The sequence below is a fragment of the Aliidiomarina sedimenti genome (assembly GCF_003986955.1).
Classification (GTDB): domain Bacteria; phylum Pseudomonadota; class Gammaproteobacteria; order Enterobacterales; family Alteromonadaceae; genus Aliidiomarina; species Aliidiomarina sedimenti.
Genome location: NZ_PIPN01000003.1, coordinates 14,736 through 32,172, shown reverse-complemented (window position 1 = coordinate 32,172; position 17,437 = coordinate 14,736). Strand labels below are relative to the sequence as shown.

Below are 17,437 nucleotides of genomic sequence, written 5' to 3'. Positions count from 1 at the left end.
GGTATGTTAGTATTTAAAAGCCAAATTGCTTATGAAACTCAATGCCTACCATACGCGGAGAACCTGCAATAAAGGTTGGGTTGCCAAATGAACCACCCGTGTTGCCGGCATCAACCAGATACGACTTATCAAACAGGTTATTGGCGTAGAGTTTTACCGACCAACGCTGTTCCGGGTGTTCAATACCAATCCGCAGGTTAGTCAGCTGGACAGCGCCCTCTCCGATATCCAGGCCCATCACTGGCGCGTTATCCGGGTCAAAATAGATATCAGAACGGAAACTGTAGACCAGGGAGCTGGTCAGGTTGAGCGTGGAGGTCAACGGCCGCTGATGGAACAGGCCTGAACTGAATGTCCATTCCGGCTGCATGCGGAACCGGTTGCCCGCCAGATCACCGTTATTACTGTTACGGTCAATGCGCGCATCGATGTAAGCCATATTACTAAACACCTGAGTGTGGTCACTCAGGCGATAACGCAGATCGGCTTCAAAGCCAACATTGCGCGCCGCGCCAGCGTTATCAGTGTAGAAATTTCCGGCATCATCCTGCAAAGTGACCTGAAAATCTGAGTAATCCTGATAAAACACAGACGCGGTATAGTTCATCGCCCGGTCAAATAGAAACCCTTTCACCCCAGCTTCATAGTTCCAGATAATTTCCGCCGCTACTTCAGTCACATCCGGCACCACCGTGCCCTGCTCCGACTGAGCAGAACTGACACTCAGCACCTCGGCACGTCGGCCTTTACCGATCGTGGCATACAGGTTCAGTTGCGGGTTAACCCGGTACAAGGCGTTAAAGCGCGGTAACCAGTCATCGTAGGACGCACTGGCAGTAAAACGCTCACCATCGGTGCTCGCGATTGGCAGTAAGGGTATGCCAGCCAGAACCGAGGCCGGTAGCGCGGAGCTGTAGCTACTTTCTTTAGATTCATCGACGTAACGCAGGCCAGCAGTCAGCTCCAGCGTCTCGGATACATCGTAGGCGATATCAAAGAACGCAGAGTAGCTACTGTTGTCGCCAAAGTTCGTGTATTCAGCCTGATACGGCAGTACCTCGGCAGCACCCCCGGTTAAAAGCGGCGTCAGCAGGTTGACTGAGCCATCTTCATTGACGCACGGTAAACCTGAACCGAGCATCCCCATGCAGTTGAGGAAAATTGATTCTTCTGTGCTAAACGGCACGCGCTGTGAACCATCTTCGCTGAAGTAATTTACCCCAAATAACATGGTGCTGCGGTCACCCATTTGGGTAAAACGAAACTCCTGACTGAACTGGTCGCCCTCAGCGTCTTCTGCAAATTCAAGGAACCAGGCCTGGGTACCATCCGCATCGAACACCTCCAGCGAATCGAAAGAGCGCAAGCCACTGATCGAGGTAAAGGTTAAGCTGTCATTCAGCTCCCAGTTCACTGTCAGGTTAAGGTCATCCAGGGTTCGATCCAGGCCCAGCTTTTCCCGCCCAAGAACCTCAGCCGATAGCGGACTACCTGACATTTCGACGAACGAATACGGGCTGGTGTCACCGCCGGTTGGAGCGAATAGCCCGTTCTTAAACGAGGTTCCCGTATCTTCGTTTCGCTCATAGGTGTATACCAAATCCACAGTCACGTAGTCAGTCGGTAACCAACGCAACGATGGCCGCACCCCGAGACGCTGAATACCGTTCATATCATCCTGGCGAATACCATTGGGGTCCTGCGAGGCTTCGCTACCAGCAATATTGTCAATATAGCCGTCACGCTCACGATAACTCAACGCCAGCCGGCCCTGCAGCTTCGAGTTGCCCCCCGTTACGAAACCTTCCGTCGAGCGAGCGTTGTAACTGCCAGCGGAGGCACGCAGGCTGGCGGCAAATTCTTGCTGTGGCTTATTGGTTGAAACGGCCAGCGCACCCACTGCAGCGGCCGTGCCGAACAGTGTAGACTGCGGCCCACGAACCACTTCAACCCGTTCAATATCGAACAGCTCAAAGTAAGACCCGCGTGACCGGGAAATATCGACCCCGTTATAAAAAATAGAAACCCGCGGTGCAGCCTGCGCACTGCCGCTGTCTGAGGTGATGCCGCGGATGACAAATCCCGGGTTATTCGGACTTTGCTCCTGAATCACCAAGCCCGGTGTAATATCAGACAACACATCCAGTTCGACAATCCCAAGTTCCTCCAGCAACTCCCCCGAGTAGGCACTGATAGTTGCGGGTACATCCTGTATCGCCTGAGTCCTGCGCTGGGTTGTTACCATAATGCGCTCTATTTCTTCCGTCGCTTCGGGCTCGGTTTGAGCCTGGGTCGCTGGCGCATAAAGCAGTGCCGCAATGCACGCGCTGAGCGTGGTATAGGTAAAGGGTAGTGATTTAACTATCATTATTATAAGTCCATATTTTGTGAGAGTTATGAGAGAGCTATGTGAGTAATACGGACCTAATTTAGGGCTAATTAGCGGCAGTTTTATGATAGAAAAATGAATCTAAAGTTACGCAACATTCACGAAAATGTAGTAAACACCGAATAAATGTCATCAAAGTTAAAAGAACATAGGCTAGCCTGATTTTAGTCCTGTGCTGCCACCGACCCTGAGGATCTTTCTGATGTTAACCACTCACCCGCTGCGCTTACTGCTACTGATTTGTTTATCGTTACCAGCCATGGCTGTGAGTGAGTCAGATAGCATCAACATTCAGGTCGGAGAACGTCCGTTGTATTTAACTGACCGCCTGCCTGAGGGTCCTTTAAAGTCAAAACTGCAGTCGTGCGACCTCAACACTATTGCACCGCAACCGTTTTCTATTGCCCATCGTGGTGCGTCACTGTTCTATCCCGAACATAGCGAAGCCGCGTATCTGGCAGCGATTCGTCAGGGTGCCGGTGTGGTCGAATGCGACGTGACCTTTACCCGTGATAAAAAACTGGTGTGCCGCCACTCACAGTGCGATCTCCACCACACCACCGATATTCTGGCGCGTCCAGAGCTGGCTAGCCGTTGCCGGGTCCCTTTCACCCCATTCGATCCACAAACAGGCGAGCCCGCGCAAGCTCAGTGCTGCACGTCCGAATTCACGCTGGCTGAAATTGAATCCTTATGTGCTGTTATGGAAGGCTTTGACGAGACCGCCAGCACAGCGCAAGACTATCTTCGCGGCGGTCCGGCATGGCGTACCCAGCTCCATGGCCAGTGTGAAAAACCAATGTCCCACGCGGCCAGCATAGCGCTGATAGACGAATATGGTCGTGCCATGACACCCGAGCTGAAAGCTGCTGAAGTAGCAATGCCCTTTAATGATTTCAGTCGTGCAGATTTCGCCGATGCAGTCGTCGAAGCCTATATCGACGCAGATATAGAACCTCAGCGTGTATTCCTGCAGTCATTTCACCTCGAGGACATTGAGCACTGGTTAGCCAACTGGCCGCAGTTTGCCGAGCAGGCAATTTGGCTCGATGGCCGCCAAACCCTGCCCGACTTTGACCCCCAGCAACCGCAGAGTTGGCAGATCTCAATGCAGGAGTTGTATGACAAGGGCGTGCGGTATCTGGGCCCACCGCTATGGATGCTGGTGACGAGCGAGAACGGGAACATTGTTCCGTCGCTGTATGCCCAGCACGCCAAAGCCGCCGGGCTGAAGTTAATTGCATGGACCGTTGAACGTTCAGGGACGCTGTATGACGGTGGGGGCTGGTACTACCAAACTATTAGCGAGATCACAGAGGACCCATCGATGGTGCTGCAATTACTGGACGTACTGAAGCACGATGTCGGCGTCGAAGGCGTCTTTTCCGACTGGCCTGCGACCACCACCTACTTCGCGCATTGCACAGCAGAGTAAAAGCTGCTGTGCCGCTGCTGGTTGAGCAAAGCGGGTCGTTTTCGTTCCTCGAGTACCTCGTCAACCACAAAAACCCCTGTCATACAGTTTTACACTCCATTGCGGCTATATTTCATTCACTTTATATCGTAAAAGTACCGAACCAGACTCAAACCAATCAACGCCCAACAGGCTAAGACCAATTCGTTGTTTTATCGCCGTAAATGCTCGCGGATCAGCTACCCCTATATAGGGTTGGGCGACAATATGAAGTTCATTCACCAGCCCTTCGTTTAACAAGCTGTCGGCAAGGCTGGGGCTACCGAAAATAACCACCCGACCCTGTATTCCCGCCAGCGTTTGGCGAATGCTCTCAAGACCAGGCTTAATCTGTGTCGTATTGTTCCAGGTCACGGCAACCGATGTACCGGAGACTACCAGCTTAGGGATATGATGAAACGCTGTCGCCAACGCCAGCGTCCCCGCGGGCAGATCGGTTTGGCTAGCCGTTTGCGGCCAGAACTGCATAAACAATTCAAAGGTATGCCTGCCCAGCAGCATCGCAGCGGCGGAACGCGTAAGTTGAGTCGCGTAGTCGAGGTGTGCGTCATCGATGCTGCTATCCTGATGATGACACGACCCACCTGCTGTCACATTGATTGAATGGACGACATGTGCCAATTGCAAACTCCTGTCCAGATCTGTTTAGCCTGCATGCTAGTCGGATCAGGACGACGCGTTTCGACAACCCCCGGCTTGCAACCTGCTACTCAATCCCGGGTAATCCTGTCAGTCAAGCTGGACGTTCTGAATTGACTGGTCCAGAGCAGAGGGTCTGGTTGACAGGTAGGCAATCGGAATCAAACCGCCAAGCGCACCAATAAAGAAACAAATTACCCCCGCCAGGGCAATTAGCACCAAGGTGGGAAACGAGTTCAATAACCCTTTGCTTTTAGCAATTAACAAACCCAGCACCAGTGTATAAATTATAGCCACGATAGTGCCTGTTCTGGCACCCACCTCAAAGGCATTCTCGCTGCCGACAATGGTACCTGCGATTCCCCCGGCTAAGGCTCCAATAAGAACACCTAAAATGACGTACGCCAGGTAAAAACCAAAGGCCTGCTTAGCAGATCGCTCATAAAGGAAATTGGTTAGGTTTGAAAACATAATGTATCCCTCGTGGTGTCGCTGATAGCGTTATTATCTTACTGACTTTACAAGAGTTAATACGGACGGACAAGCGTGGATATCAAACCTCAGGCTTTGCTGGAATAGACCCCCAGCGCGGTTACTGTTAACAGAATCAGCGCCATACCAAGCAGCTGCGGAGCTGCCAGGCTTTGCGCCAGAAAGACGACACCAAATAACGACGCAGTAACCGGCTCAATCATCGCTACAATAGCCGCCAACGCCGGCGCCGTGTAATTCAGGCCCCTGATATACAAGATAAATGATATCCCGCCCCCTAAGAGTCCCAGCGCCAGGAACAGCGGCAAACGCGGTGCTGACAATACCTCCAGCGTTTCCGTGGTGCCGCTCAGACCAATTAATAAGACTGCAAGAATTGCGAAGGCTATTAGCAGAATCGCCTGAGGGCTGCCATGCGGAGCTGCGTATTTGAAACCAAAAATGAAGAGTGCATAGGACATTCCGGAAAGCAGTCCTGCGCCTGCGGCAATCAGGGTAACGTCGGTGTTTTCCAGGTCATAAATACCGGTAAGCAATACAACACCAGCCATCACCAACACCATGGCAATACACTTCGGCACCGTAGGTTTTTCAAGCCTGAATAAAAAAGACACGATATAAACAAAAACGGGGGCGCAGTACATCAGGGTTGCCGCCACAGCGACACTGCCCTCGGCGATGCTGATAAAATAAAACGTGAAGTTACCCGTTACCCCCACACCTGCAAGCACTGACCAGAACCATAACCGGGGGTTGGCCAGCCCACTATGGTGTGGCTTGAGCGCCAGCCAAATGAGAACAAAGAGGAGTCCGGTTCCGCCGCGGTAGAACGAGACCACAACAGGATCCCACCCCTCGCCGGTGAGTATCCCCGCGATACCACCAGAAAGTCCCCAGCAAAGCGCCGCAAGCGCTACAAAGGCCAGACTCCAGTTCGTGTTTCTGATGCTTGAAACTGCTCGTAAGGGGATTCTGATCTGCCAATGCATATTGCAAACCCTTTTCCTTACCCACCAAAGACAGTAAAGCTAAGCCCCACATAGGCCGCGTAGCCTAACAGAAGCAGGCCACCCTCCAGTCGGCTGAGACGATGCCCCGTATAAAGAAACAGTAACAGAACCAGTGAAGTGCCCAGCATCACCCACTGATCAAACTGCAGAATTCGTTGGTGAACCGGTAGCGGTTGCAACAACGCCGAAATACCAAGGATCCCAAGCAGGTTAAAGATATTGCTACCCAGAATATTACCAATAGCAACGTCCGCATGGCGGCGAAACGCAGCGATAACTGAAATCGAAAGCTCCGGCAACGAGGTTCCCACCGCAACCAGTGTCAGTCCGATGACCGCTTCGGACACGCCGAATGATTCGGCAATACCGACCGCCCCTCGTAGCAGTACCTGAGAGCCCGCGATTAAAAGCACTAGACCCAGCACTATTGCGGTGATCATCCATAATACGGTTCGCGGCAAGGAGGCGACTTCCTCTCCTTCCGCCCGATGTAGTTCTGCAGACGGTGCCGTGCCAAGCTGTTCAGTCCGGTACGCCCAGGTGAGATAAGCCAACAGCACAATTAAAAGAATCGCAGCATCCCATCTGGCCAGCGCACTTCCGCCGACGAGTATCAGAAAGAGGATACTTGCGGCCACCACGGTAATTGCATCACGCCGCAATACAAGTGGCCGCACAGCAAGCGGTGTTATCAGCGCACACAGCCCCAAAATCAGCAAAATATTCCCGATATTACTACCAACCACATTACCCACAGCGATATCCGGACGTTCGCTTAATGCCGCATCAATGGAAACCACCAATTCCGGAGCTGAAGTACCAAAACCAACGATAAGCAGGCCACTTAGCAGGGGCGACACTCCCAGCCGCTGTGCAGCCGCCAGTGCCCCTCTGATTAGCGCTTCACCCCCGGTGGTTAGGAGTAAAACGCCTAGTGCCACCAACAATAAATTCAACACTCGTTAGTTCCCTTAAAATACTCCATGCGTATTCTCCTTTCGTTACATCGCGCCAGCCCCTTGTATGCGACGCGAGTATGCCTCAAAACATGTCTGCCAGCTTGCTCGCTCATAACAGCGAGCTAAATATGCCGTCACCTTCGGATAGGTTTCTAAAATAGTTGTATGCTGAATCTGACGCACAGCCAACGCCATCAGAATATCCGGGTACGTGAAAACGTTTCCCAGTAAATAGCGTGTCTTGCTAAGCGTGTCACTTAAAATCTCAAGGCGTTTATGCGCTAACTCGACCAGCGCCGGCCGACGAAGCTTAGCCCACTCGGCGTCAGCATCGAACAAGTCAATGGACGCAATCTCCGTTAACGGCCCCTCCACAGTATCCAGCGCCGCAAAAGCCCATTGCAGGGCTTTTGCCCGCTCTGCTGCAGGCTCCGGCATAAGCTTTCCTGACTTTTCTGCCAGATAACTGACTATAGCCCCTGATTCGAAAAGAATTAAACCATCGTCATCGATAGCAGGGACTTTTCCGAATGGGTTGAGCGCGAGAAAATCAGGACCATGCAACTCATCTGCAAAATCATCCAACCCTCGACCTGGTATTCTAATTCACATTCCTCAAGTGCCCATAGCACACGCAGGTCACGTGTGATACCAATCACCTGCGGCGCTACCTTGCCAAATCCGTACACTGTAATCATCATTGTTCTCCCAACCGCCGTTTTATTACGACTGTAAGTAAGGCTGCGGCCAGAATCGCCGAGCCATCCTTAGTCGTCTATGGCTGGGTTAATTCGACGATTTACATGTGTTTCTACGAATGCTGGAATATCGGGTGAACCAAGCGCTGTTTCAGTTGGCTCCTGTGCAGCCAACGAGCCGCTACATGCAATGGATGCAAGAATAACTACTATGACTCGTTTCATTGGAGGGCCTGCTCAATCTCACGCTCCATTTCTGGAGTGAGGGCGGTGGAGCGCGGGGGTAGCGCCACATCGCCGCGCTCGCCGTTTCGGTCAATATCATCCAGCAACCGTTTCATAAGCGCGATTTCGCGAACCTGTGCAGCAATAATCTCGTCCGCCAACTCGCGAACCCGGGGGTCGTTAATGCTCGCCTTGCGGGCATTATTGATCGCGATAGAATGGTGCGGGATCATAGATTTCATAAAGTTCACGTCGCCGATTACCAACTGGCTTCTATTCGAAAATAATAAAAACAGGCCTAACACCGCGGCTAAAACCACAATGGCGATCTTGGTTCCCTGCCCCTTATACATTGACCACATAAACGACAGCATCACAATGGTCATCACACAGCCCATCACCAACGAAGCGATTAGCCGATTCATGCTAAAGACAGCATGGTCAAATGAGTAAACGAACTGGTACATCAGAAAAAACATAACCAACGTTGAGGTCACAATCATCGCTGCGAATCGACCCCAGCTCATCCCTTCCATATGCTCCTGATTAGCCATAGCGGTTCCTCCTTCATTGCACACCGAAACTGGTTAAGATGTCAGAAAGGAGTATAGGTCCACTGGTCAAAAATGCGACAGGGCGGCGCGCAAACTCTGGGTCAGATGCTCTGGGTAAGCCTGGGTCAGCGATATCGAGTCACAGTTCTGGAAGCGGCAGAACTCCGTCACGGCGTCGGCAAAGGCTGCAATAACAACATCATGGTCAAAGTTATGAGGCTCAAAGTGCAGTGACTTTATTTCCAGGTGGCTTATTTTTCGGTAGGCTTTGCAATCCATACGGCCAACAAACTGGTCGCGGTAAAGCAGGGGCAGGCAGAAGTAGCCAAACTGACGTTTAGCGGCGGGGACATAGCATTCTATCTGGTAGTCGTACTGAAATAAGGATTTTAGACGGTCGCGCTGGATCACACTGTTGTCGAATGGCGACAAAATCTGTAGGCGGGTATTCAGCCGCGGCAACGGCCTTTCCAGGCCTCCGGCTTGCAGCAAGAAAACTTCTCCGTTGCCAAGTTGAACCTGGTCTAAGCTACCCTGCGCCAGCCTTTCGTTGACCAGAGTTTTCATCGTTTTGCGCAGCTCAGAATTACGCCGCAAATAAGTCAGCCCTTTCAGCGACACCAAGCCATGACAGCGCAGTTGCTGCTCTAACATATGAGCTGCCAATTCTTCTGTAGTCGGCATCTGGGTATTAACGTGCGCTGGCAACACCCGCTCGGTCAGGTCATAAGTTTTCTGAAAACCTTCACGGTCACTGACCATCAGGTCACCCTGCATATAGAGCTGCTCAAGTGCTTTTTTGGCTGGCTTCCAGTCCCACCAGCCTGCTCGTTTGGTGGCATTGTTTTCAAGATCACGCGAACGCAACGGGCCGTCGGATGTAATCCTTGCCAACAGCTCAGACATCAGCTTGTGATCCGGGTTTCGATTCCAGTGGGTCTGACCGCTTTTAATCGCGTGTTTGTAAGGTAGCGAAAAACGAAAATCCTCGATCGGCAGAAACGCGGCCGCGTGGGACCAATATTCGAAAATATCACCTGCGCGCAGCATCTGATTGGTCATCGATGGCGTAAACCCGGGCACCCGGGAATACAAAACATGATGGTGCGCCCGTTCCACCACAGAAATGGTGTCAATCTGCACATAGCCAATATGCTTAATTGCCTTGCGCGCGCCTGATACCCCGCGCCCATACGGCTTAGCCTGCAACAACCCCTGTGCAGCCAAAGCAATGCGACGCAGCCGAGTCAGGTCGTTGCTAGTCGACATATCAGGCCCCGGCATGGTGATGCAGTGTCGTGTTGCAAGGGTTAAGGTCGTACATTGTTTAGCAGCTTAACCAGTTCGCTAACCACAAGCTCCGGCTCGTCGTCCTGCACGAAGTGTCCGCTTTGGCTGGTAACCACCGCCTCGCTCCGGGGGAACTGGTTTACCCACTCGCTTTGTATCTGGCCCCAAAGCCGACGCCCCTCTTCACTTTCAAATGCAGTAGAAGGGTCTTCAGCCACTTTCACCCCGGCAATTAAGGTCACCGGTATATCACCAATCTCGGCAAGGCCAGCGGCAGGTGACTTGTCCCACATCATATCCAGGAAGCACCATCTACCTTCGCCTGCGGCGTAATCGTTTTGTTTGACCATCTCAATTTCCGCGCGCCCCTCTTCCGGGTTTAGCTGATAAACAATATCAACGTCACGAGGGTTTTCCGGATCAACCATCAGCATGGCGGCGACGTCTCCCTGATGAGTCGCGGCGAAATTGCGAGCGGTGGTGCCGCCAAGCGAATGCCCGACATACACAATTGGCCGCTCAACATGCAAAGCGTTAAGCAGTTGATCGACTTCATCGACGTAATCTGCCGCGCTACGTTGCCCACTGCAAGGTTCTGAATTACCTTCGCCTAAGCGGGAAAACCTGATCGCAGTAATATCGGCGGGCAGGCGTTCCCATATTGAGTCCCATCCCGCCATTCCGGATAAAGCACCAGCATCGAAGAGCACAACCCTGTCGCCGCCCTCTTTAACTTCATATTCTATCGACCCTCCATCAAGCTCAAGCATGGACGAAGCCGCGACTTGAAAGTTAACTAAGCCGATCAACAAAACACTAAGCGCTTTCAACAAAAAATTTCCTTATGTCTATGAATTCAGACCTTAACCTTGTACCCAGTGCGGAACACCCACCAGATTATCACAAGGAAAAGCGCTAAGAATGAACATATCATAATCAGGCTCCAGACAATGCTGACGTCTGCCACCCCATAAAAGCTCCAGCGAAAACCACTTACCAGGTACACCACCGGATTAAACAAGGTCACCTTCTGCCAGAATTCAGGCAGCATGCTAATCGAGTAGAAGGTACCGCCGAGAAACGCCAGCGGCGTGACCACCATCAGTGGGATAGCCTGCAGTCGTTCAAAACCATCCGCCATAACCCCTATAATGAAACCAAGCAGGCTGAAGGTAACAGCAGTCAGCAACAGAAATAAAACCATCCAAAACGGGTGCATAATCGAGTAATCGACAAATACCCGTGCGGTTAGCAGAATAATAACCCCGAGAATTAACGACTTAGTGGCGGCCGCCCCGACGTACCCGACGACAATCTCAAACGCCGACACCGGTGCCGAGAGGATTTCATAAATAGCACCGGACCACTTCGGCATGTAAATACCGAAGGAAGAATTCGACGTACTCTCGGTCAGGACCATCAGCATAATAAGCCCCGGCACAATAAACGCGCCGTAACTGATGCCATCAATGCTGGCCATCGCCGAGCCGATTGCTGAGCCGAATACAATAAAGTACAACGAGGTAGACAACACTGGCGAAGCAATGCTCTGCATCGGTGTGCGCCAGGTGCGCGCCAGCTCGGATAAGTAAATCGCTTTTATCGCATACCAGTTCATGCGCGTGCCTCCACCAGGTTTACAAAAATTTGTTCGAGTGATGTCTGTTCTGTACGCACATCACTCAGCATAATATCCGCCCGATTCAGCGCCCCCAGCACCTCAGTCACCCGGTTTTGCTGGCTATTGCTGTCGTAGGTATAGGTCAGCCGTTGCGCAGCAGCGTCATAATCAATCTCAAAGTCGTCAAACTCAGGGGGTAACGACGTCACAGGTGTCTGCAAGTGCAGAATAAGCTGCTTCTTGCCGAGCTGTTTCATCAGCTGGTCTTTGTTCTCGGTCAGCACGATCTCCCCACCACGAATGATACTAATGCGGTCAGCTATCTCTTCCGCCTCTTCGATATAATGCGTAGTGAGAATAATGGTGACGCCCTGACGGCGCAGCTTTTCGATAAGGCGCCACATATCGCGGCGTAATTCCACGTCCACACCCGCCGTTGGCTCATCCAGAAATAGAATTTCAGGCTCATGGGCCAGTGCTTTGGCAATCAGAACCCGCCGCTTCATACCACCCGAGAGTGACTGCAGCTGCTCATCCCGTTTGTCCCATAACGTCAGCGAACGCAGCACCTCTTCCAGGTAGTCATCGTTGGCCGGTTTACCAAATACCCCGCGGCTAAAACGCAGGGTATTCCACACCGTGTCAAACATATTGATAGAAAGCTCCTGCGGCACCAGCCCGATTTTGCTGCGGGTTTTACGATAGTCACGCACCACGTCATAACCATCCACGGACACCGACCCACTGCCGGGGTTAACCAGCCCACAAATGATACTAATCAGCGTGGTCTTTCCCGCACCATTTGGCCCTAGCAGCGCAAGAATTTCGCCTCGCTCGATGCTCAGACTGACATCGTTCAGAGCCTGCAGCCCGGACGGATAGCGCTTGCTTAAGTTTTTAACTTCAAGAATTGTCTTCATTGAGTTCTCCAGAATGGTATCCAGCAACTAATCGATACAGCTCCGCGTAAATCAACCAAAGCTACCGATTAATTCGTAACGCTGGCAATGCTAATAGTTGAAGTTAGGTTTAGGTCAAGAAATTTTCGGTGGGTGGATTTACTATTTAGCCCACGCAGTAGCCAATAAGTGACGGGCATCAGGTAGTTGTATAGGCAAAAGAGAAAACCCAGGGTATTAATGATACTAAATTACTCAGTTCGAAGAGCATTAATACCCGGGGGATTATGTTACAGCTCAGAGCACGATTTAAGCGAGTCGTCCTCGGAACGGCACATAACAGGATAACTTTCCGCATGCTCTTTAGTTGGCTCTACAGTAAGCACCATATCTTTAAAGTTGTCCCAGCCATTCTCAGCCATTAATACGCAATAATCTGGATTTACGTCCTTTTCACACTCTGTTTTGGCGCGTTGGAGCGCTACATACTCCACTTCACACGCGTTTACATCGGCTGGTTCAACAAATGTTGCGGAGCAATAGCCAGCATCGACATCATCGTTCTTAAACGTTTTCCACGAAACCCCTGTACTTGAACAACCAGACAGGATCACCGCTGCGCTAAGGACCATAATTGCTTTTTTTATCATTTTTCTTCCTCTTTTTTTAATAAACTGCTCTTTTGTATATAGCCGCGAACAAACCACAGGCCGCACGCTATTTACGTTGGCTCGGCTTCTTTTTCAACGCCTAGCCGACCCATTTTGGCTCGATCAATGGCAAGATCCTGCAGCTTGCTCAGCTTCACTTTCGACATTGAAATAGCAATTCCAGCGCATACAGGCGCCAATAGGTATATAAGAGGATTTAACTGGAGTAGCCAGCAACCCGCGATATGAAGAATCATTGCTAGAAGGCCTATTGGCAAGCGTACTTTCAGTCGGTAGGGAAAGCCTGTATATCTGGCAAACAGGCCAATCACCACCGCAGGCAATAACAGCATAAACGCAAGAACACCGCCCATTTCACCAAAGAATAAATAGAGTGCTGCCGCAGGTAACGCGCCGCCTATTGCGCCAAAAAAAGCGGCAAGTGGACGCTCTTTCTTATTGAGTTCAGCATACGCATGCTGCATCTCTTCGATTGAATATTTCATTGTTTTCCAAGTCTCTCGACCATCAATGTTAGCACTTGATAATGCTCTGATTCCGGGGTTATATCGTACTGCCCCGCCCTAATTTCATCAGGAAATCCATTACATATCTTTAGCTGTTCTGCGCGACTTCCGGATAATACTTCATCGATCATTTCGGTCCCGATTGCACTTAAAGTTTCAGATTTTTCCGTCAGCATTGTTTGTCTTATGGCCTGCTCCTGTTCGCTGCCGAGTTCTCCTGCAGTTTGATGCGCCGTCAAGAACACGCTCATCGCTATCCAACGAGTGCCAGCATATGAGTATTCGCCATTATTGAGTTTCCAGTTATCCACAATACCATCCTCAAACGTGTCATCTCGTCCAAGAAGATTTTTGCAGGTACCGGCAGCTCTAATTACGAAAGCGTGGAGTCCTGCAGCGTATTCTGCGGCAGCATGTAATCTTGCTTCGGTTCTGTCACCTGATCCATCCGTTGTAGCGCAGGATGTTAAGAGCGTTATTTGCAACATGAAACATAGAACTATCGATATTTTATTTAGTTTCAAAATCCTCTCCGATACCTTTGAAACACTGCTAACAAACGCTGATTTATATAGAAATCACCAGAATTTCCACCAAGGCTTCTTTTTTTTAGTTCCATCACCAGGGAATACTATTTCTCCGTTATCTGCACTGACATCGAAAAAACCTACAGAATGTTTTATCGCCAATTCCCGCACTTTAGGGTAAGCCTCTTCAACTACAGACCATGAAAAGGCAGAATAAATGACATTCTGCCCTATGCTATAGTCCGTTACTCTGGAGTCATCCGAATCCTCGTTTGCCAGCGGGCCATTCATCGCCGGAAAATGCTCTATCATTTCCTGAAGCCACGCCTGCAGTCCTGGTGAAGATACGGTGGGATTCTGATAGCCATGGTCTTCTGTCCATTTTGTTTGGTGGGCATACCATGCCATGAACTCTTTTCTCTCTTTCGGTGCAGCTGTCGGCTCAAACACCATCAAGTCATAACTCATACTCTTCCCTTTCGCGGTGCACAATGGCTATCTATTGGTTTTTAGTTAGTTGGCAGGGAGTCGGGCATTAATGCCCAGGCCTCAAATTCAGCCTCCAGTGCTTCCATCGAGCCAGGAAGTCCGGCGTCCAAGCCAGCTTGAGCCAGCCATTCATCGAATGACTGACCGTTCCTCATGGTATCGGCCATGTTTCCAAGAATTTGAGGGTTACCAGTCTGTTGCAGCAAATAGTCGAGCCAGCCACGGGTTTGCGCGTAAAAGATTCGTCCTTCGGCAATTTGCTCTGCACTCACCGACGCCGACAGTACTGCCGCGCCTTCCTCAGTCGCTCTTTCCCGCGCTTCTCGCATCAACTCACGCAGGTCACTATTGTTGAATACCGGGTGAGTCATCGACAGGTAAGAACCCAGCGGCACCAGTTTCTCTTCTCGTGCCAGCTGCCGAAATTCCGTACGTCGCCCTGCCGTCATTTCATCAGATTCAGCCGTAATTGCAGCCGCCTCGTCAAGCCAGTCAGGCGCATCGCCGCCATACTGTGTTCCGCCTGGCCGGGTCGATGGCCAAACGCCTTCTATAAATAACTTGTGCGCTACTTCATGCCGTAACGCCGTGGGCTCAAGTGTGGTGGCTGTTGATGTCGCAGCTGGAGGATGTTGCGCCAGCGCCCTCTCAAGCAGCCTTTCAACTTGCTCTGGACCTGGTGTTCTCCCAGCGCCGGATAACTGGGCCTCGATCTGCTCGCGAATCGCCTGTGTACGAGGGTCGGTCGAATTTTCACTAGCAGTGTCGTCAGCAAACCGCCAGGGTAAAGCCCATGCAAAACCGGCTGCACGAATCGAGGCGAGCGCTGGTGCATGTTGAACATCGACGATGGCACCGTCCAAAGGCGTCCGTGCAAAGTAGTGAGTAAAGGCTTCAAAAGCCGCTTCTCGTTCCCTCGCCGCCTCCACCGCCTGACACTGACTTGGCGCTATTACCCACCCTTGCGCCGATCTGAACCAGTGCTTTCGCGGAATCGATTCCACCGGCACCGCCTCGTCATCCGGCCACGACTCAAACCCCTCCGGTTCAGGGCCACATTCTGCAAACGTCACCGAGCTAAGAAACGCCAGCCCCAAAGGCCAAAGACGATATTTGATATTCATGGCAAATCTCCGATTGTATGATTATTAATCAACCGTAAATATAACCAGGATATTTGAGCCGGGGCAAGATTTCGGGGGAATGTATGCAGTGGGATTTAAAGAGTGGGAAAAGGGAAGAGAGGAAAGTGAGATAAACAAAGCCTGCCAACAACTTGGTCAGCAGGCTTTTAAACTTGTCGCTAGCGAGGAAGCTCGAAGCGGTACTCGTGTCGCTCCAACGGCCCTTCCACGTCAACCTGGAAAGTCTCTACCAGAACTTCGTCATTATCGAAAATGCTGAACACCCGATACATCGGCGTATGTCGCGTTTCGTCAGGTATTTTAGTCCGCTCCAGCGCCGGAATATGCAGGTAGTGTACATGGTCGATGCGTTTTGAATGCTCAACCCGCTCCATGTCCATATGCAGATCACCCGAAATCACAGCAGCTAAGTTCGGCTGCGCAACGATATCTGCAAATCCTTCATGGGTAATGCCTTTATCCGCATTCTCTGGGTAGACGCCCGTTTGCGCACCATGAACAATAAGAAGAACAGGCTTCGGCGCCAGGTTGGTAATCTGCTCATGCATCCAGGCAATACCTTCGTCACCAAAATCGCGGCCGAAGTCAGGCGAGGCGAATACCAAAGCGACGGAGTCATGCTCAAGTACGTAACTTGGCTGTTCAATCGTAACCTTGCCCTCATTCCACAGGTTAGCGTAACGCATGTAACGCTCTACACTCTCACCGTGCTCTTCGTTACCCATAATCGGGTAAAACGGAAGTGTCAGGCGTTGCAGGATCGGCGTCACATTCTCATATTGAATGGTCGTGCCTTTATGAGCAATGTCACCCACGCCAGCAACAAAATCAAAATTACGCTGCTCATTTAACCGATTAACTTCATCAACTGCAGCTGACACACCAGGGAACTCCGCCTCCGGCTTGGGTTCGGCATCCCCCAACACCGCGAAACTCAGTACCACGTTATTATCAGCGGTATCAGCCTCAGCGCTGTCAGTACAGCCACTTGTTAAAGTAATGGTCCCGATAAGGGAAATAGCAGTAAGAATTCGAATCAAAGACATATGGCCGAGCCCTATTGTTAGTTTTTTTAAATAAGCCTGAGTAAATAGCAGGGCGAATGCTAGCGAAAGAGTATGTCAGATAGATGACAGTCTGATATCGGTCGGCGCAGCTGCGATGCAGGATACGTGATTCTTGATGAGTCCTTCGGTGGTAGTTAACGGATAAATTTGGCCATAGTATGGGTGTTCCCGGCTTCAGTCTCTTCAAGCCCCGCCTTTACCCCCGCGCGGTTTCGTTCCGGCAGGTTTTGACTCGCTTTCAGTTTACCGGTTAACGCTTCAATCTTTATCTCAATACCAACAATAACCTGCATCAAACGTTGGGTGTAATCCGATGGTGCGTCAGTGACTGACCAGGGGTCACTCATTTTTGATTCGTGTTGATCGGTGAGGTTATGGAGGTGCTGTTGCAGCCAGACAGGGTCCTCAATCACCGTTGCCTTGCCTTCGGCATGCACAGCCAGGTAATTCCAGGTCGGTACCACTCTGCCCGTCTCGGCCTTGGTTGGATACCACGAGGGAGAGATATACGCATCAGGCCCCTGAAACACCACCAGAACCCGGCCGCCATCGAGCAACCGATTCCATACCGGATTATTCCGCGCAACATGGCATTGCAGCGTACCCAAAGAGGCGTCGTTACCACTGAGATAAAACGGAACATGGTTGGCTTCTATTCCATTCTCATCCGCAACAATCAGCACCCCGAATCCATAGTCACGGATATACTGGTGAAGCCTTGCTTTATCGTCTTCCGCAAAATGTCTGGGGACGTACATCTTCTATAAACCTTCTTTAATTTA

General features: G+C 51.1%; 19 protein-coding genes. 1 reads left to right on the top strand and 18 read right to left on the bottom strand.

The window, feature by feature from the left end:
- Positions 1 to 13: 13 nt before the first annotated feature.
- Positions 14 to 2,368 carry a TonB-dependent receptor gene (locus tag CWE12_RS07180; RefSeq protein WP_126789022.1) on the bottom strand — a complete coding sequence of 785 codons (2,355 nt, stop codon included), beginning with the start codon at positions 2,366 to 2,368 and terminating at the stop codon, positions 14 to 16.
- Positions 2,369 to 2,591: 223 nt separating this feature from the next.
- Here CWE12_RS07180 and CWE12_RS07175 point away from each other — a divergent pair, with 223 nt between their 5' ends.
- Positions 2,592 to 3,824, top strand: coding sequence for a glycerophosphodiester phosphodiesterase family protein (locus tag CWE12_RS07175; RefSeq protein ID WP_126789021.1), 1,233 nt, complete (start codon positions 2,592 to 2,594; stop codon positions 3,822 to 3,824).
- A gap of 105 nt (positions 3,825 to 3,929) precedes the next feature.
- Here the strand turns inward: CWE12_RS07175 and CWE12_RS07170 are convergent, their stop codons facing one another.
- The 17 genes from CWE12_RS07170 to CWE12_RS07085 form a co-directional block, all read right to left on the bottom strand.
- The gene (locus tag CWE12_RS07170) at positions 3,930 to 4,484 is read right to left on the bottom strand and encodes a dihydrofolate reductase family protein (RefSeq protein WP_126789020.1); all 555 of its coding nucleotides are present in this window, start codon (positions 4,482 to 4,484) and stop codon (positions 3,930 to 3,932) included.
- Positions 4,485 to 4,592: 108 nt separating this feature from the next.
- Complete coding sequence (locus CWE12_RS07165; protein WP_126789019.1) at positions 4,593 to 4,973, bottom strand: hypothetical protein; 381 nt, start codon at positions 4,971 to 4,973, stop codon at positions 4,593 to 4,595.
- 89 nt (positions 4,974 to 5,062) lie between these two features.
- The gene (locus CWE12_RS07160; protein ID WP_126789018.1) at positions 5,063 to 5,983 is read right to left on the bottom strand and encodes a DMT family transporter; all 921 of its coding nucleotides are present in this window, start codon (positions 5,981 to 5,983) and stop codon (positions 5,063 to 5,065) included.
- 17 nt (positions 5,984 to 6,000) lie between these two features.
- Positions 6,001 to 6,963, bottom strand: coding sequence for a calcium/sodium antiporter (locus CWE12_RS07155; protein WP_126789017.1), 963 nt, complete (start codon positions 6,961 to 6,963; stop codon positions 6,001 to 6,003).
- Between the two features lie 42 nt (positions 6,964 to 7,005).
- Positions 7,006 to 7,548: a glutathione S-transferase family protein gene (locus tag CWE12_RS07150; protein WP_157981941.1), complete on the bottom strand. Its 543-nt coding sequence runs from the start codon at positions 7,546 to 7,548 to the stop codon at positions 7,006 to 7,008.
- A gap of 334 nt (positions 7,549 to 7,882) precedes the next feature.
- Complete coding sequence (locus tag CWE12_RS07140; protein ID WP_126789015.1) at positions 7,883 to 8,440, bottom strand: DUF305 domain-containing protein; 558 nt, start codon at positions 8,438 to 8,440, stop codon at positions 7,883 to 7,885.
- A gap of 66 nt (positions 8,441 to 8,506) precedes the next feature.
- Complete coding sequence (locus CWE12_RS07135; protein ID WP_126789014.1) at positions 8,507 to 9,709, bottom strand: winged helix-turn-helix domain-containing protein; 1,203 nt, start codon at positions 9,707 to 9,709, stop codon at positions 8,507 to 8,509.
- 41 nt (positions 9,710 to 9,750) lie between these two features.
- Complete coding sequence (locus CWE12_RS07130; protein WP_126789013.1) at positions 9,751 to 10,563, bottom strand: alpha/beta fold hydrolase; 813 nt, start codon at positions 10,561 to 10,563, stop codon at positions 9,751 to 9,753.
- 23 nt (positions 10,564 to 10,586) lie between these two features.
- Positions 10,587 to 11,348, bottom strand: coding sequence for an ABC transporter permease (locus tag CWE12_RS07125; protein WP_126789012.1), 762 nt, complete (start codon positions 11,346 to 11,348; stop codon positions 10,587 to 10,589).
- A complete protein-coding gene (locus CWE12_RS07120) occupies positions 11,345 to 12,271 on the bottom strand; it encodes an ABC transporter ATP-binding protein (RefSeq protein WP_126789011.1) in 927 nt (308 codons plus the stop codon). The genes CWE12_RS07125 and CWE12_RS07120 overlap by 4 nt, the downstream gene beginning before the upstream one ends.
- A gap of 269 nt (positions 12,272 to 12,540) precedes the next feature.
- Complete coding sequence (locus CWE12_RS07115) at positions 12,541 to 12,900, bottom strand: hypothetical protein (protein ID WP_126789010.1); 360 nt, start codon at positions 12,898 to 12,900, stop codon at positions 12,541 to 12,543.
- 71 nt (positions 12,901 to 12,971) lie between these two features.
- Complete coding sequence (locus CWE12_RS07110) at positions 12,972 to 13,406, bottom strand: hypothetical protein (protein WP_126789009.1); 435 nt, start codon at positions 13,404 to 13,406, stop codon at positions 12,972 to 12,974.
- Complete coding sequence (locus CWE12_RS07105) at positions 13,403 to 13,738, bottom strand: hypothetical protein (protein ID WP_126789008.1); 336 nt, start codon at positions 13,736 to 13,738, stop codon at positions 13,403 to 13,405. Before CWE12_RS07105 ends, CWE12_RS07110 begins: the two co-directional genes overlap by 4 nt.
- A 267-nt stretch (positions 13,739 to 14,005) precedes the next feature.
- Entirely contained in the window at positions 14,006 to 14,422 is a 417-nt protein-coding gene (locus CWE12_RS07100) for a hypothetical protein (protein ID WP_126789007.1), read from the bottom strand.
- 41 nt (positions 14,423 to 14,463) lie between these two features.
- Positions 14,464 to 15,567, bottom strand: a complete 1,104-nt coding sequence (locus CWE12_RS07095) for a hypothetical protein (RefSeq protein WP_126789006.1) — start codon at positions 15,565 to 15,567, stop codon at positions 14,464 to 14,466.
- A 179-nt stretch (positions 15,568 to 15,746) separates the two neighbouring features.
- The gene (locus CWE12_RS07090) at positions 15,747 to 16,634 is read right to left on the bottom strand and encodes a metallophosphoesterase family protein (protein ID WP_126789005.1); all 888 of its coding nucleotides are present in this window, start codon (positions 16,632 to 16,634) and stop codon (positions 15,747 to 15,749) included.
- A 155-nt stretch (positions 16,635 to 16,789) separates the two neighbouring features.
- On the bottom strand, positions 16,790 to 17,413 hold the full coding sequence (locus CWE12_RS07085; RefSeq protein ID WP_126789004.1) for an FMN-binding negative transcriptional regulator: 624 nt from the start codon (positions 17,411 to 17,413) through the stop codon (positions 16,790 to 16,792).
- Positions 17,414 to 17,437 lie beyond the last annotated feature (24 nt).